The sequence below is a fragment of the Kribbella swartbergensis genome (assembly GCF_054784135.1).
Genome location: NZ_BAAGPM010000035.1, coordinates 61,178 through 75,227, shown reverse-complemented (window position 1 = coordinate 75,227; position 14,050 = coordinate 61,178). Strand labels below are relative to the sequence as shown.

Annotated in this window: 15 protein-coding genes; 9 read left to right on the top strand and 6 right to left on the bottom strand. The window is 68.8% G+C overall.

The window, feature by feature from the left end; translation table 11 throughout:
- The first annotated feature begins 24 nt into the window (after positions 1-24).
- On the top strand, positions 25-303 hold the full coding sequence (locus ACYVOK_RS32475) for a hypothetical protein (RefSeq protein WP_460666417.1): 279 nt from the start codon (positions 25-27) through the stop codon (positions 301-303).
- Positions 304-380: 77 nt separating this feature from the next.
- Here ACYVOK_RS32475 and ACYVOK_RS32470 read toward each other — a convergent pair whose 3' ends face one another.
- Entirely contained in the window at positions 381-905 is a 525-nt protein-coding gene (locus ACYVOK_RS32470) for a hypothetical protein (protein WP_460666416.1), read from the bottom strand.
- Positions 906-943: 38 nt separating this feature from the next.
- Complete coding sequence (locus ACYVOK_RS32465; RefSeq protein WP_460666415.1) at positions 944-2,311, bottom strand: OFA family MFS transporter; 1,368 nt, start codon at positions 2,309-2,311, stop codon at positions 944-946.
- Positions 2,312-2,490: 179 nt separating this feature from the next.
- Here ACYVOK_RS32465 and sucC point away from each other — a divergent pair, with 179 nt between their 5' ends.
- Positions 2,491-3,651, top strand: a complete 1,161-nt coding sequence (gene sucC, locus ACYVOK_RS32460) for an ADP-forming succinate--CoA ligase subunit beta (protein ID WP_460666447.1) — start codon at positions 2,491-2,493, stop codon at positions 3,649-3,651.
- A gap of 5 nt (positions 3,652-3,656) precedes the next feature.
- Positions 3,657-4,550: a succinate--CoA ligase subunit alpha gene (sucD, locus tag ACYVOK_RS32455; RefSeq protein ID WP_460666414.1), complete on the top strand. Its 894-nt coding sequence runs from the start codon at positions 3,657-3,659 to the stop codon at positions 4,548-4,550.
- A 3-nt stretch (positions 4,551-4,553) separates the two neighbouring features.
- Here the strand turns inward: sucD and ACYVOK_RS32450 are convergent, their stop codons facing one another.
- On the bottom strand, positions 4,554-5,594 hold the full coding sequence (locus ACYVOK_RS32450; protein WP_460666413.1) for a LacI family DNA-binding transcriptional regulator: 1,041 nt from the start codon (positions 5,592-5,594) through the stop codon (positions 4,554-4,556).
- A 133-nt stretch (positions 5,595-5,727) separates the two neighbouring features.
- On the opposite strand from ACYVOK_RS32450, the gene ACYVOK_RS32445 reads away from it, so the two are divergent.
- The 4 genes from ACYVOK_RS32445 to ACYVOK_RS32430 all read left to right on the top strand — a co-directional run bounded on the left by ACYVOK_RS32445 (position 5,728) and on the right by ACYVOK_RS32430 (position 10,692).
- Positions 5,728-6,663, top strand: a complete 936-nt coding sequence (locus ACYVOK_RS32445; RefSeq protein ID WP_460666412.1) for a carbohydrate ABC transporter permease — start codon at positions 5,728-5,730, stop codon at positions 6,661-6,663.
- A gap of 107 nt (positions 6,664-6,770) precedes the next feature.
- On the top strand, positions 6,771-7,577 hold the full coding sequence (locus ACYVOK_RS32440) for a carbohydrate ABC transporter permease (protein WP_460666446.1): 807 nt from the start codon (positions 6,771-6,773) through the stop codon (positions 7,575-7,577).
- A gap of 11 nt (positions 7,578-7,588) precedes the next feature.
- A complete protein-coding gene (locus tag ACYVOK_RS32435; protein WP_460666411.1) occupies positions 7,589-8,941 on the top strand; it encodes an ABC transporter substrate-binding protein in 1,353 nt (450 codons plus the stop codon).
- Positions 8,942-8,943: 2 nt separating this feature from the next.
- Complete coding sequence (locus tag ACYVOK_RS32430; RefSeq protein ID WP_460666410.1) at positions 8,944-10,692, top strand: glycoside hydrolase family 35 protein; 1,749 nt, start codon at positions 8,944-8,946, stop codon at positions 10,690-10,692.
- A gap of 51 nt (positions 10,693-10,743) precedes the next feature.
- Here ACYVOK_RS32430 and ACYVOK_RS32425 read toward each other — a convergent pair whose 3' ends face one another.
- The gene (locus ACYVOK_RS32425) at positions 10,744-11,748 is read right to left on the bottom strand and encodes a 2-dehydropantoate 2-reductase (RefSeq protein WP_460666409.1); all 1,005 of its coding nucleotides are present in this window, start codon (positions 11,746-11,748) and stop codon (positions 10,744-10,746) included.
- Between the two features lie 175 nt (positions 11,749-11,923).
- On the opposite strand from ACYVOK_RS32425, the gene ACYVOK_RS32420 reads away from it, so the two are divergent.
- Entirely contained in the window at positions 11,924-12,709 is a 786-nt protein-coding gene (locus ACYVOK_RS32420; RefSeq protein ID WP_460666408.1) for a hypothetical protein, read from the top strand.
- Between the two features lie 176 nt (positions 12,710-12,885).
- On the top strand, positions 12,886-13,089 hold the full coding sequence (locus tag ACYVOK_RS32415) for a cold-shock protein (RefSeq protein WP_460666407.1): 204 nt from the start codon (positions 12,886-12,888) through the stop codon (positions 13,087-13,089).
- Between the two features lie 43 nt (positions 13,090-13,132).
- Here ACYVOK_RS32415 and ACYVOK_RS32410 read toward each other — a convergent pair whose 3' ends face one another.
- Both ACYVOK_RS32410 and ACYVOK_RS32405 read right to left on the bottom strand, forming a co-directional pair.
- The gene (locus tag ACYVOK_RS32410) at positions 13,133-13,612 is read right to left on the bottom strand and encodes a GNAT family N-acetyltransferase (protein ID WP_460666406.1); all 480 of its coding nucleotides are present in this window, start codon (positions 13,610-13,612) and stop codon (positions 13,133-13,135) included.
- Positions 13,609-14,022, bottom strand: coding sequence for a M23 family metallopeptidase (locus ACYVOK_RS32405; RefSeq protein ID WP_460666405.1), 414 nt, complete (start codon positions 14,020-14,022; stop codon positions 13,609-13,611). Before ACYVOK_RS32405 ends, ACYVOK_RS32410 begins: the two co-directional genes overlap by 4 nt.
- Between the last annotated feature and the right edge of the window lie 28 nt (positions 14,023-14,050).

Here is a 14,050-nt window from a genome sequence, read left to right as displayed (position 1 = left end):
GAGTTCGAGCACCAGGGAGCTGCGATGACGATTCACGAACACCTCGACCGGACCCGTCAGGCCGTGCAGGACCTGGAGAAATCCCTTCTGGCATTGAGGAATCGGCTCGGTCCGCATCTCGACGTACTGCGGCTGATGGACGATCTCCAGCGGTGTGCGGCGGACCTGCAGCGGCTCGAACAACAGGTCAGGGCACCACGGCGGCACGAACTGGTGGTGATCCCCGACGGCGACTACGACCAGAGCTTCTGGGCCGGCGTCGAGCACGAAGGCTTGGGAGCACCCGGCCGCCGGGCCCCGTGACCGGTCGTGGGGCCTCCCGGCCTGGACTGAGGAGCGGAGGGAGCGAAGCGACCGGAGTGACGAGGGAACGCCGGGAGTCAAAGCCCCATGACCCGCTGCGCCGGAGGCGCAGCATTCAGCACGGCGAGACATTGCTTGAGTAGATGCCGCAGGCGTGCGTCGCGGTCACCGTCCGGACATCGGGCGGTGATCGCGACTGCTTCCGCGGCCTGTTCGGTGGCAACGAAGGTCCGGTAGAACGGCTCGCTCCAGCCGAACCGGCCGAGCACCGGCAGCCACCAACGAGCCGCTCCCGCCGGCTCGTCACGACCTGTCATCAGGTGGATCGCGGTCTGACGGGCCCTCGACAATCGGACCCGTTCGTCCGTGGTCAGTTCCCCGCCGGCCAACGCGGTCGAGACGCACAGCGCGACCACGCGGGCTGACGCCTCGAACCCCGGCTGTGCGGTTCCGACGAAACTCGATGCCAGCGGCAACAACGCCCGGCGGCCGGCCGGGCTGCTGTGGTCGTGCACCGCTCTCGCCACCGCACTCAGCGTCGGATGCACGCAACTCGGCCGATCCGTCCACGGTTCGCGGGCCAGTTTGGACACCAGTTCCATCACGCAGGGATCGGGCCGGACGACTCGGCCGTAGCCGTTCACTCGTGCGATCCGGCGACCGGCGTACCCAGCTGCGGCCGGACCGGCAGCGCCGGTCGTCCGGGTTGTTTCAGGAACCGCACCGTGAGTGCGGTCAGCAGACCGAGCAGGCCGGCACCGAGGAACAACGGCCGATAGCCGACCGTGGCCACCAGCGAGGCCGCGACACCGACGCCGACCAGTCCACCGGCGGCCTTCGCGGAGTACAGGATCGCCTGGTTCTGCAGCAGGCTGTTCTCGCCGAAGAACTCGAGCACCAGATTCGCCATGATCGCGTAGAACGCGCCGCCGCCGAGCCCGGCGAACATCGCGCACAGCACGAACGCCCAGCCCGCCCCGGTCTCGCCGGCGACGACCAGCCCGACATGCGTGAACCCTTCGATCATCAGTACGGCGGCCAGCACCCGACGGCGGCCGAAGCGGTCCGACAGGTGTCCGGCCAGGGACCGGCCAAGACCGTTGACCGCGGCAAGCATTCCGGCCGCGAACCCGGCCACCGCGACTCCCAATCCGGCGGAGACGGCGTAGCTCACGACGAACGCGATGCCGAACAGCGACAGCGCCGTGGACAACGCCAACGTCAGCCACATCAGCGGGAGCGCGCCGGTGCGCATCGCCTCGGCCGGGCGGTAGTGCCGGACCGCGGGCGCGTTGTGCGGGATGCTCCGGTTCAGTTTCCGGTCGATCGCCCAGACCTGCGCGTCGATGTGCGGCGGCCACCAGTGCCGCGGCGGGTCCTTCAGCAGTCCCCCGGCCGTCAGTACGACGAGTACGGCGAGGAGCGCGGTCACATCGAACACGATCCGCTGTCCGCTCGCCGACCGGATGATGGTCAACAACGCGATGCTGGGCACGGCACCCACGGCGAAGCCGCCCGTGACGAACCCGATCGTGGCGGTCCGCCGGTCGGGGAACCAGCGCGCGGCCGTGGTGATGCAGGCGGCGTACACCAGTCCGGCACCGGCTCCACCGATCACCGCGTAGCCGAGGACGGCGAGTGGGTAACTGTCGGCATGCGCCAGCGTCACCAGGCCGATCGCCGCGCACACACCGCCGCCGACGACGAGTTGGGTCGGCGTGGCCCGGCGTACGCGTTGGATCCAGGCGGCCGGGATCGCCATCAACGCCTGGCAGGCGACGAAGACGGCGAGCAGCCACATGGTCGCGACGGCACCCCAGCCACGTCCGTCCTGCAGGCCGATGGCCGCCGATCCGAAGGAGTACTGCAATGGGCTGATGGCGACCATGCACGCCCAGGCCGCCCACAGTTGCCAGCGCCGGGAGTGTCCGGTCAGGTCCCTCGCGTCCTCGCCGATGCGGTACTGCCGGCCGTAGACGTCACGCACGTCCCGGGGCTGTGCGTTCACCGTCCCAGCCCCACGGCCCCGGTCAGCGGGCATCACGTGATTCATAGCGCCTCCTGACTACTGCATACCGTATGAGATCTGTGGTACTCCTCCGCGTCGGCGTTGTCCAGAGTCCGACCCCTTGTGAATCCCTGTGCATACAGAATACAGTCGCCATGATCCCGACGAGGAGGCTGGCCGTGGACCTGATGGAGTACCAAGCCAAGGAACTGTTCGCCCGGCACGGCGTCCCGGTGACGCTCGGCCGGGTGATCGAGGATCCCGCCGACGCGGCCGGCGCCGCGGCGGAACTGGGTGGCCGGGTGGTGGTGAAGGCGCAGGTGAAGACCGGCGGCCGCGGCAAGGCCGGCGGAGTCAAGCTGGCCGGCTCCCCCACCGAGGCAGTGGAGAAGGCGCGCGAGATCCTCGGCATGGACATCAAGGGCCACACGGTCCGCCGGGTGCTGCTCGCGCCCGCCGCGGACATCGCCGAGGAGTACTACTTCTCCTTCCTGGTCGACCGGGCCAATCGGGAGTACCTCTGCATCGCCAGCACCGAGGGCGGCGTCGAGATCGAGGAGGTCGCGCACACCGATCCGGACGCGATCGCCAAGGTTCCGATCGACCCGGCGGTCGGCGTGGACGAGGCCAAGGCCGCCGAGATCGTCGCGGCCGCGGGCTTCCCGGCCGGCGCGGAGGAGCTGGTCCGCAGGCTGTGGGACGTGTTCGTCGCCGAGGACGCCTCACTGGTCGAGGTGAACCCGCTGGTCAAGCTGGGCGACGGGTCGCTGGAAGCCCTCGACGGCAAGGTCACGCTCGACGACAACGCGGCGTACCGGCATCCCGACCACGGCGGTTTCGAGGACAAGGCGGCCGCGGACCCGCTCGAGGCGGCAGCGCACGAGAAGGGCCTGAACTACGTCAAGCTGGACGGTTCGGTCGGCATCATCGGCAACGGCGCGGGTCTGGTCATGTCCACCCTGGACGTCGTCGCGTACGCCGGCGAGCAGTACGGCGTGAAGCCGGCCAACTTCCTGGACATCGGCGGTGGCGCATCGGCCGAGGTGATGGCCAACGGTCTCGGCATCATCCTCGGCGACGCCCAGGTCCGCAGTGTGTTCGTGAACGTGTTCGGCGGGATCACCGCCTGCGACGCGGTGTCGAACGGCATCGTGCAGGCGCTCGACCTGCTCGGCGACCAGGCCGACAAGCCGCTGGTGGTCCGGCTGGACGGCAACAACGTCGAGGAAGGCCGGCGGATCCTTGCCCGGGCCAACCATCCGCTGGTGACCGTGGTGGACACGATGGACGGCGCCGCCGCCCGTGCCGCCGAGCTGGCGTCACAGAACCGAGAGGCGTGAGAGAGATGGCGATCTTCCTGACCGAGCAGAGCCGGGTCGTCGTACAGGGGATGACCGGATCCGAGGGACAGAAGCACACCAGCCGGATGCTTGCCGCCGGCACCAACATCGTCGGCGGCGTGACCCCGGGCAAGGGTGGTCAGTCGGTCGACTTCGCGAAGCGGTCGATCCCGGTGTACGGCTCGTGCGCCGACGCGGTGGCGTCGACCGGAGCCGACGTGTCGGTCGTGTTCGTGCCGCCGAAGTTCACCAAGGGTGCCGTCTTCGAGGCGGTCGACGCCGGCATCCCGCTGGTGGTGGTGATCACCGAGGGCGTGCCGGTGCACGACACCGCCGCGTTCTTCGCGCACGCACAGGCGGCCGGAAGCCGGATCATCGGGCCGAACTGCCCCGGCATCATCACGCCGGGTGAGTCGAACGCCGGCATCATCCCGGCCGACATCGCGGGTCCCGGCCGGATCGGTCTGGTGTCGAAGTCCGGGACGCTGACGTACCAGATGATGTACGAACTGCGGGACTTCGGGTTCTCGACCGCGATCGGGATCGGTGGTGACCCGATCATCGGCACCACCCACATCGACGCGCTGCAGGCGTTCCAGGACGACCCGGACACCGACGCGATCGTGATGATCGGCGAGATCGGCGGTGACGCCGAGGAGCGGGCGGCGGCGTTCATCAAGGAGAACGTGACCAAGCCGGTGGTCGGCTACGTGGCCGGGTTCACCGCGCCGGAGGGCAAGACGATGGGGCACGCGGGCGCGATCGTGTCCGGTTCGTCCGGTACGGCGGCCGCGAAGCAGAAGGCCCTGGAGGCCGTCGGCGTGAAGGTCGGCAAGACCCCGTCCGAGGCAGCGCAGCTGATGCGGGCCGTGATGGCCGTGGAGGAGGTCGCGGTCTGACAATCAGCGCGACGACGTGCGCGGCGGCGCCGTACTGCTCCGGACCACCAGCTTGGTGCCGACGGCAACCGGGTCGTGGTGGTGCTCGCCGGCTTGAATCTCGCGGATGAGCGCGTCGACGCTGAGCCGGCCGACCTCGGCGAAGTTCTGCCGGATCGTGGTCAGCGGGGGCCAGAAGTGCGCGGCCTCCTCCATGTCGTCGAAGCCGACGACACTGACGTCGTACGGCACCACCCGGCCCTGTTCGTGCAACGCGCGCAGCAGCCCGAGCGCCATCTGGTCGTTGGCCGCGAACACCGCCGTGACGTCCGGGTTCGCGGCCAGCTGACGGCCGGCTTCGTACCCGGAGCCGGATGACCAGTCCCCGTCCAGCACCGGCGGCACCTCGCAGCCGCGCTGGGTCAGCGTCAGCTCCCAGGAGCGCCGGCGCCGGTCCGCGGCGAACGAGGTCGGCGGGCCGCCCAGGTGCCATACGGTCTTGTGCCCGAGATCCAGCAGGTGCTCGGTGGCCAACCGGGCGCCCTGCGCCTGGTTGGTGTCCACGATCGGGTAGTCGTAGTGGGCGCTGGAATCGACCACGACGACCGGTAGCCCGTCGGGCAGCAGTACGCCGGCCTCGTCCAGGGTGTGCGCCTCGATCAGGATGATCACACCGTCCACGGCCTGTTCGCCCAGCCGGCTGAACGCGTTCGTCACCGAACGCTGGTTGACGTCCAGCACGGGCAGCAGGTTGATCGCGTAGCCGCTGATCGTGGCCGCCGCGGCGACCGCGTCGAGGGTGCGCGTCGTACCGAAGCTGTGCAGCTCGAAGACGATCACGCCGATGCTGCGGAACTGCCCGTTGCGCAGCGCCCGGGCGGCGCTGTTCGGGCGGTAGCCGAGCTGACGCATGGCGGCCCGCACCCGGTCCCGGGTGGCCGCGTCGACGTTGTGCCGGTCGTTGGCCACCCGGGACACCGTCTGCCCGGACACGCCGGCCAGCCGGGCCACGTCGGCCATCGACGGACCGCGCCGCCGGCGGATCGGCGACTCCTCCGCTGCCATCGGACCCCCTCCTCGCTAGTGCCCGCAGTCTAGACATGTTGACGTAAACACGCTACCGTCACGCCGTCGATGTTGACGTAAACATCCGTCGTGTCGGACGGACACGGACAGTGAGAGGAGGTCGGCGGACGCAATGGCGGAGTCCGTGGCCCAAGGCCAACTCAGCAGGACACCCGGTGCTGGTGCGCCCCGGCGCCGGAGGGTGCACAAGGACGCGAAGGGATGGGTGTTCGTCGGGCCGTTCCTGGCCGTCTTCGCGCTCACCTTCCTGGCCCCGATCGGGTACGCGATCTATCTCAGCCTGTTCCGGGACCAGGCGTTCTTCGGCGGCACCGTGTTCGTCGGCCTGGACAACTACGTGGCGGCGATCCAGGACTCGAAGTTCTGGGACGCGTTCGGCCGGGTGCTGCTCTTCCTGGTCGTCCAGGTACCGGTGATGCTGGTGCTTGCCCTGCTGGCCGCGCTGGCCATCGACAGCGCGCGGCTGCACGCCGCCGGCTTCTTCCGGATCATCATCTTCCTGCCCTACGCCGTACCGGGTGTGGTCGCGGTGCTGATGTGGGGCTACATCTACGGCAACAACTTCGGCCTGGCCGCCGACCTGAACGACCTGTTCGGCACGACCGCCATCCAGCCGCTCAGCGGCAACTGGATGCTGCCGTCGATCGCCAACATCGTCACCTGGGAGTTCGTCGGCTACAACATGCTGATCTTCTACTCGGCGCTGCGCACGGTCCCCGGTGAGCTGTACGAGGCGGCCGCGATCGACGGGGCCGGGACGTTCCGGACCACCCGGGCGGTCAAGCTGCCCGCGCTGCGCGGCGCGATCGTGATCGCCACCATCTTCTCGATCATCGGCAGCTTCCAGCTGTTCAACGAGCCGAACATCCTGCGCACGCTGGCGCCGAACGTGATCACGACGTACTACACGCCCAACATGTACGCCTACAACCTGTCCTTCGCCGGGCAGCAGTTCAACTACTCCGCCACCATCGCGATCGTGATGGGCGTCATCACCGCGATCATCGCGTACGTCGTCCAGCTTCGCGGCTCCCGGGAGGCCTTGTGACCACGACGATGAGCGCACCCCGTGTCGCGAGTACGACGCCGGGCGCCAAGAAGAAGACCGGGACGTCGCCGTTGCGGCCCAAGCGGTCGCCGTTGCTGACCGGCCTGATGATCCTGTACCTGATCTACACCCTGGTCCCGCTGGTCTGGCTGCTGATCAGCGCGACCAAGACGCAGAACGACCTGCTTTCCAGTCCGGGGCTGTGGTTCGGCAAAAGCTTCGCGTTGTTCACCAATATCAAGGACACGCTGACCTACAACGACGGCATCTTCCTGCAGTGGCTCGGCAACACCGTGCTGTACGTCGTGGTCGGTGCCGGCGGGGCGACGCTGCTCGCCACCGCGGCCGGCTACGGCCTGGCGAAGTACAAGTTCGCCGGCCGGCGGGCCGTGTTCGCGGTGCTGCTGGGTGCGGTCGCCGTACCCGGGACGGCGCTGGCCGTGCCGACGTTCCTGATGTTCTCGAACCTGGGCCTGACCAACACGGTCTGGGCGATCATCATTCCGTCGCTGGTCAGCCCGTTCGGCCTCTACCTGATGTGGGTGTACGCGACCGAGGCCGTACCGGTGGAACTGCTCGAGGCGGCCCGGATCGACGGCGCCGGCGAAGTGCGGATCTTCTTCACCGTCGCACTGCGACTGGTTGCCCCCGGCATCGTCACCACGCTGCTGTTCGCGGTGGTGTCGACCTGGAACAACTACTTCCTCCCGCTGATCATGCTCAGCAAACCCAACCTCTACCCGCTCACGGTCGGCCTCACCCAGTGGAGCAACCAGGCGACCGGCGTGGGTGCCCGCCCCATCTACAACCTGGTGATCACCGGATCGTTGCTGACGATCGTGCCCCTCGTGATCGCCTTCCTCCTGCTCCAGCGGTTCTGGCAGTCCGGCCTGACCGCGGGGAGCGTCAAGTGAAAGGGAACAGGATGAAGTCACATCGGCGCGGCCTGCGGCAACTGGTGGTTGCCGGCGCCGCACTCACGGCCCTGGCGGTCGTGGCCGCGTGCGGCGGCTCCGACAGCACGGCCGGCTCCGGCGGCGGTCAGACCACGGGATCAGCCGACGCCGTCGACGCCGCGCTCAAGGCGGGCGGAACCATCACGTACTGGAGCTGGACGCCGTCGGCCGAGGCCCAGGTGAAGGCGTTCATGGCGCAGTACCCGAACGTCAAGGTGAACTACGTCAACGCCGGGACCGGCAACGACCACTACACCAAGCTGCAGAACGCGATCAAGGCCGGCTCCGGTGCTCCGGACGTGGCGCAGATCGAGTACCAGGCGCTGCCGCAGTTCGCGCTGCCCGGCTCGCTGGTCGACCTGAACCAGTACGGCTTCAACCAGTACGAGTCGGCGTACACGCCGTCGACCTGGGCTTCCGTGCATGCCGGCGGCGGTCTGTACGGTCTGCCGCAGGACTCCGGCCCGATGGCGCTGTTCTACAACAAGGAGGTCTTCGACAAGTACGGCATCGCCGTACCGAAGACCTGGGACGAATACGTCGCCGCGGCCAAGAAGCTGCACGCGGCCAACCCGAAGGCCTACATCACCAACGACTCCGGTGACGCGGGCTTCACCACCAGCATGATCTGGCAGGCCGGCGGTCAGCCGTTCAAGACCGACGGCAAGAACATCACCATCAACCTGCAGGACGACGGCTCCAAGAAGTGGACCGGCACCTGGAACCAGTTGGTCGAGGGAGGTCTGGTCTCGAACATCCCCGGCTGGACCGACGAGTGGTTCAAGGCCCTCGGTGACGGCACCATCGCCACCCTGCCGACCGGCGCCTGGATGCCCGGCGTGATGGAGGCGTCGGTCAAGGCCGGCGCGGGCAAGTGGCGGGTCGCCCCGATGCCGACGTACGACGGCCGGCCGGCGACCGCGGAGAACGGCGGCAGCACCCAGTCCGTGCTGAAGCAGAGCGCCAACCCGGCGTTGGCCGCGGCCTTCGTGCGCTGGCTGAACCACGACGAGGGCGTCAAGCCGTTCCTCGCCAGCGGTGGCTTCCCGGCCACCACGAAGGATCTGAAGGACCCGGCCTTCGTCGACAAGCCGAGTGCGTACTTCGGCGGGCAGAAGATCAACCAGGTCCTGACCGGCGCGGCCGACACGGTCGTCAAGGGCTGGAGCTACCTGCCGTACGAGCTGTACGCCAACAGCATCTACGGCGACACGGTCGGCAAGTCCTACCAGTCCAAGTCCGACCTGAACACCGGACTGAAGGCCTGGCAGGACGCGCTGGTTGCCTATGGCAATCAGCAGGGCTTTCAGGTGAACGGCTGACCGTGCCCGATTTCGCGATCGGTGAGTCCGACTTCCTCCTCGACGGCCGGCCCTTCCGGATCCTGTCCGGTGCGCTGCACTACTTCCGGGTGCATCCGGACCACTGGGCCGACCGGATCGAGAAGGCCCGCCTGATGGGACTCAACACCATCGAGACGTACGTGCCGTGGAACGCGCACAGCCCGCGGCCGGGCAGCTTCGACACCTCCGGGATGCTCGACCTCGAGCGCTTCCTGCGGGAGGTCGCCGACGCGGGCCTGTACGCGATCGTCCGCCCCGGGCCGTACATCTGCGCCGAGTGGGACAACGGCGGACTCCCCACCTGGCTCTTCCGGGAGCCGGGGATGGGAGTCCGCCGGTACGAGCCGAAGTTCATGGCCGCCGTCCAGGACTACCTGCGCAACGTGCTCGGGATCGTCCGGCCGTTACAGGTGGACCAGGGCGGACCGGTCCTGCTGGTCCAGGTCGAGAACGAGTACGGCGCGTTCGGCGACGACCGGACGTACCTGAAGTCGGTGGCCGAGATCATCCGGGAGGCCGGGATCACGGTGCCGCTGGTGACGGTCGACCAGCCCGTCGACGCGATGCTCGCGGCCGGCGGTCTGGACGGCGTACTGCGCACCGGATCGTTCGGGTCGCGGGCCGAAGAACGACTGGCGACCCTGCGCAAGCACCAGCCGACCGGGCCGCTGATGTGCATGGAGTTCTGGGACGGGTGGTTCGACCACTGGGGCGGACCACACCACACGACCGGTGTCGCCGAGGCCGCCGCGGAGCTGGAGGCACTGCTCGCGGCGGGTGCTTCGGTGAACATCTACATGGTCCACGGCGGCACGAACTTCGGGCTGACCAGCGGGGCCGACGACAAGGGCGTCTACCGGCCGACCATCACGTCGTACGACTACGACGCCCCGTTGGACGAGGCGGGCAACCCGACCGCCAAGTTCCACGCCTTCCGGGAGGTCATCTCCCGGTACGCGCCGGTCCCCGACGTTGTCCCGGGGTCGGGGACGGCGGCGCCGCAGACCTCCGCGGCGCTGGGATCGCCGATCCGGCTGCTCGCGGATCCGTCGGCCTGGGGCGAGTGGAGTGAGCACGCGGTCATGCCCACGCTCGACGCACTGGATGCGCGGCTGGTGCTGTTCCGGACTTCGCTAGACGGCGACGGCCCGGCGCTGCTGAGCGTCGACGAGGTGCGGGACCGGGCGTACGTGTTCCTGGACGGCGATCCGGTCGGAGTCCTGGACCGCGAACGACACGACCGCGCGCTGATGCTGCCGCGTGGCCGAGGCCGGCTCGAGATCCTCGTCGAGGACCAGGGCCGGGTGAACTACGGGCAGCGCATCGGTGAGCCGAAGGGCCTGATCGGGCCGGTCCAGCTGGGATCGTCCGAGCTGACCGGATGGTCGGCGTGCGTGATCGACCTCGACCGGGTGCCGGAGTTGTGGGATTCCGTGGGTACGGCGCCGGATGCCCCCGGCGTCGGACCGATGGCCTGGCGGGCCGGCTTCGACGTCGCCGAGCCGGTCGACCATTTCCTCTCCACCGTTGCCTGGGGCAAAGGTGTGGCCTGGGTCAACGGTTTCTGCCTCGGCCGCTACTGGCGCCGCGGTCCGCAGGAGACGCTGTACGTTCCCGGCCCGGTACTGCGTCCGGGCCGCAACGAGCTCGTCGTACTGGAACTCGATGTGATGGCCGATCCGGTCGCGCACTTCGTCGCCCGCCCGTCGTTGGGGCCGACAGAGTTGTAGAACAGTGGAACAGGTGGGTCCGGCGTCGCTGTGGCCGGACCCACCTGGCTCTTAGGAAGGCGCCGGCGCCGAGGTCGGTGCGTGCGCCATGCCGACCTTGGTGGCCAGCAGGTCGGCGACGGCGTGGACGGCACGCAGTGTCGGGGCCGGTGTGCCGGTCAGGTCGGCGAGCTCCACGACGGCGGCGAGGATGACGTCGAGCTCGAGCGGCTTGTCCTTCTCCAGGTCCTGCAGCATGGACGTCTTGTGCTCGCCGACCCGTTCGGCGCCGTGGATCCGCTTGTCCACCGAGATGTCCGGGTGACAGCCGACCGCCGCCGCGATCGCCAGCGACTCCTCCATCATCAGCCGGACCATCGCCCGGGTGCCCTGGTGCGTGGCGATCTCCACCATCGTGGCCCGGGCCAGCGCGCTGATCGGGTTGAACGCCGCGTTGCCGAGCAGCTTGATCCAGATGTCCTTGCGGATGTCCTCCTCCACCGGGCACTTCAGCCCGCCGGCGATCATCGCTTCGCTGAACCGCACGCACCGGTCGGAGATCCCGCCGGAAGGCTCACCGATCGAGAACCGGGTGCCTTCCAGATGGCGTACGACGCCCGGCGCCTCGAGCTCGGTCGAGCAGTACACGACACAGCCCACCGCCCGTTCGACCTCCAGCACCCGGGACACCTCGCCGCCGGGGTCGACCGACTCGATCCGGCGACCCTCGTACGGGCCTTTGAGCCCGTGGAAGTACCACCACGGGATGCCGTTCTGCGCCGCGACGATGACGGTCTCGTCGTGCAGGAGCGGCTCGAGCAGCGGGCCCGCGGCGGCGTAGGTGTTCGCCTTCAGTCCCAGGAAGACGTAGTCGACCGGGCCGACATCGGCCGGGTCGTCGGTGGCCGGCGTACGGGCCTCGAAGTCGCCGCGCGGGCTGAGCACCTTGACGCCGTCGGCCCGGATCGCTTCCAGGTGGGCACCGCGGGCGATCAGGTGAACCTCCGTTCCGCCGCGGTGCAGGGCCGCGCCGACGTAGGCACCGATTGCTCCGGCGCCGAGAACAGCTACCTTCATCCGTCCCTCCTCGGTCCCGAAGCCGTGTCGAAGCCGGCCGCATCACGGGCAGAGTGCATGGGTTCCCACCTTCCGGAGGGGGAGCTTGTATACCGGATACAGTAGGCCGACCCCCGAATGCGGTCAAGATCACACCGACGGCGAGCGCTTGCCGGTTTCCTGAGAGGATGACCCGATGACCTGGCCGCCGATGGTGTGGATCGGTGGCGCGCCCGGAGCCGGGAAGTCGACGATCGCCCGCGCCCTAGCCCGCCGCCGGGACCTGCCGCTGCATCCGGTCGACCTCTGGACCTACGACCACGTCGGCCGGATGCCGCCGATGCGGTCGCTCGACGAGGACCTGGCCGACGGACCCGAGGTTGCGGCCGAGGCGTTCGTGCGGATCGCGCGGGCGCGGCTGGAGCTGGTCGTCGAGGACGTGCGGGCTCGCGGGTTGGGCGACGTACCGGCGTTGGTCGAGGGTCCACAGTTGTTCCCGTCGATGGCTGAGCGGGTTGTGGCGGCGGTGTGGTTGGTGCCGGATGCCGAGCAGACCAGGAAGGCTCGGGCGGAGCGGCTGGCTCGGGTGGAGGACCCTGAGGGCCGCGCCCGGTTGGAGGGTCTGCTGGCGCGGGACGTAGTACTGGCCGAGTTGGTACGGCGGGAGGCGGTCGAGCGCGGCCGGACGCTGATCGAGGTGCCGGCTGCGCCGGACTGGGTGCAGATCACGGCCGCGGTTGAAGCGGCTTTGGGGACGCTGCCGCGGCTCGAGCCCGGCGCCGCGTTGAGGAGGCAGCGGCAGTACGAGAACGAGGCTGCGTGTCGCCAGGGTCGGCTGTGGCAGGCGGATATCGGTCTGGCGACGCTACCGCCGTACCCGTTCGCTTGTGAGTGCGGCCAGTCTGGCTGCTCGGAGGTCTGGGCGGGCACGCCGGACGAGTACGAGGCGCGCCGGGCTGACGGATGGTTGGCGGTCTGCTAGGCTTTTCGCCGGTTGCAGTTTTGCAGTTCCACGTTCGTTTCAAAAGCGCCCGCGGATTTGTGATCCGCCGGGCGTTTCTCATTTCAGGCCTGGTCTGTAGTGGGAGGGCTCAATACGGCAACCCGGGAGTCGGCATCCGTCGACTCTCGCCCCGGCCCTTACGCGAGGAGCAGATCATGGCCAGTGGAACAGTGAAGTGGTTCAACGGTGAAAAGGGCTTCGGCTTCATCACCCAGGACGGCGGCGGCGCCGACGTCTTCGTGCACTACTCGGCGATCGCGACCGACGGTTACCGGTCGCTCGAGGAGAACCAGAAGGTCGAGTACGACGTCGCCCAGGGCCCGAAGGGCCTGCAGGCGGAGAACGTCCGCCCGGTCTGAGCTGTCCGCAACAGGCCCAGCCGCACTGCGGCTGGGCCTGTTGTCATGTTGTCCAGAGATACTCGCCGCCTTCGATGTGGTCGGTGCGGCTGAGGCCTGCCGCCGCGGTGACCGCGGCTGACGCCGTGTGGTCGGGATGGACGTGCGCGATGATGCGCTCAACGCCCTGTCCGTTCAGCCAGGCGACCAGGCCCCGCGCGGACTCTTTCGCGAAGCCGCGGCCCTGCCACTCGGTACCGATCACCCAGGCGATCTCGGCCGTGCTACCGGTGACGGTTGCCTGTACGTAGCCGATGAGCCGGCCGTCGTACTGGACGACCCAGTTGAGCCAGTGCTCGTCTGCCCGGCCCGGTCCGGCGAGCTGACGGCGGTAGCGGTTCTCCAGTGCGTCCACGTTTGGCGGCTCTCCGCCGGTGAAGGTGTAGAGGGCCGGGTCGGCCAGGACCTTCGCCATCTCGCCGGCGTACTCGACCTGCAACGGCAACATCGTGAGCCGGGCGGTGTGGAAGCTGGTGGCGATCACGGCTCAACGGTAGCGCCGGACGGCTCGGCCGCTCCCTCCTCGACCGACCCGTCCCGCGCCACCATCCGGATCCGGGCATTCGTGTGCAGATCGAACTGCGGACTCCGCTGATCCTCCACCGCGTACGGCGCGACCCGCTCCTCGTAGTGCAGGTGCGAACCGGCCGCGAGCCCCAGTAGGTCCCCCGTTTCCACGGTCTCCCCCTGCCTGACCGTGACGCCGTACAGCTGGTCGTAGACGTGCCAGATCGCGTTCGACTCGACCGCGACCCGTCCGGCCTCGACCCGGACCACCACACCGGCCAGGGTCGCCCTGACCGGGGTGCCCGGTTCGGAGCGGTAGTCGCGACCAGGGTGACCGGTCCGATCGAACTCGCGGACCACCACTGGGTTGTGCACCGGCGCTGCCATGGTCAGATCGTGCGGCCGGATCTTCAGA

Bases quoted from the DNA above. Each gene is read 5' to 3' on its own strand.
- ACYVOK_RS32475 (WP_460666417.1), top strand. From the start codon at position 25: ATGACGATTCACGAACACCTCGACCGGACCCGTCAGGCCGTGCAGGAC.
- ACYVOK_RS32470 (WP_460666416.1), bottom strand. From the start codon at position 905: ATGGAACTGGTGTCCAAACTGGCCCGCGAACCGTGGACGGATCGGCCG.
- sucD (WP_460666414.1), top strand. From the start codon at position 3,657: ATGGCGATCTTCCTGACCGAGCAGAGCCGGGTCGTCGTACAGGGGATG.
- ACYVOK_RS32450 (WP_460666413.1), bottom strand. From the start codon at position 5,594: ATGGCAGCGGAGGAGTCGCCGATCCGCCGGCGGCGCGGTCCGTCGATG.
- ACYVOK_RS32445 (WP_460666412.1), top strand. From the start codon at position 5,728: ATGGCGGAGTCCGTGGCCCAAGGCCAACTCAGCAGGACACCCGGTGCT.
- ACYVOK_RS32440 (WP_460666446.1), top strand. From the start codon at position 6,771: ATGATCCTGTACCTGATCTACACCCTGGTCCCGCTGGTCTGGCTGCTG.
- ACYVOK_RS32435 (WP_460666411.1), top strand. From the start codon at position 7,589: ATGAAGTCACATCGGCGCGGCCTGCGGCAACTGGTGGTTGCCGGCGCC.
- ACYVOK_RS32425 (WP_460666409.1), bottom strand. From the start codon at position 11,748: ATGAAGGTAGCTGTTCTCGGCGCCGGAGCAATCGGTGCCTACGTCGGC.
- ACYVOK_RS32420 (WP_460666408.1), top strand. From the start codon at position 11,924: ATGACCTGGCCGCCGATGGTGTGGATCGGTGGCGCGCCCGGAGCCGGG.
- ACYVOK_RS32415 (WP_460666407.1), top strand. From the start codon at position 12,886: ATGGCCAGTGGAACAGTGAAGTGGTTCAACGGTGAAAAGGGCTTCGGC.
- ACYVOK_RS32405 (WP_460666405.1), bottom strand. From the start codon at position 14,022: ATGGCAGCGCCGGTGCACAACCCAGTGGTGGTCCGCGAGTTCGATCGG.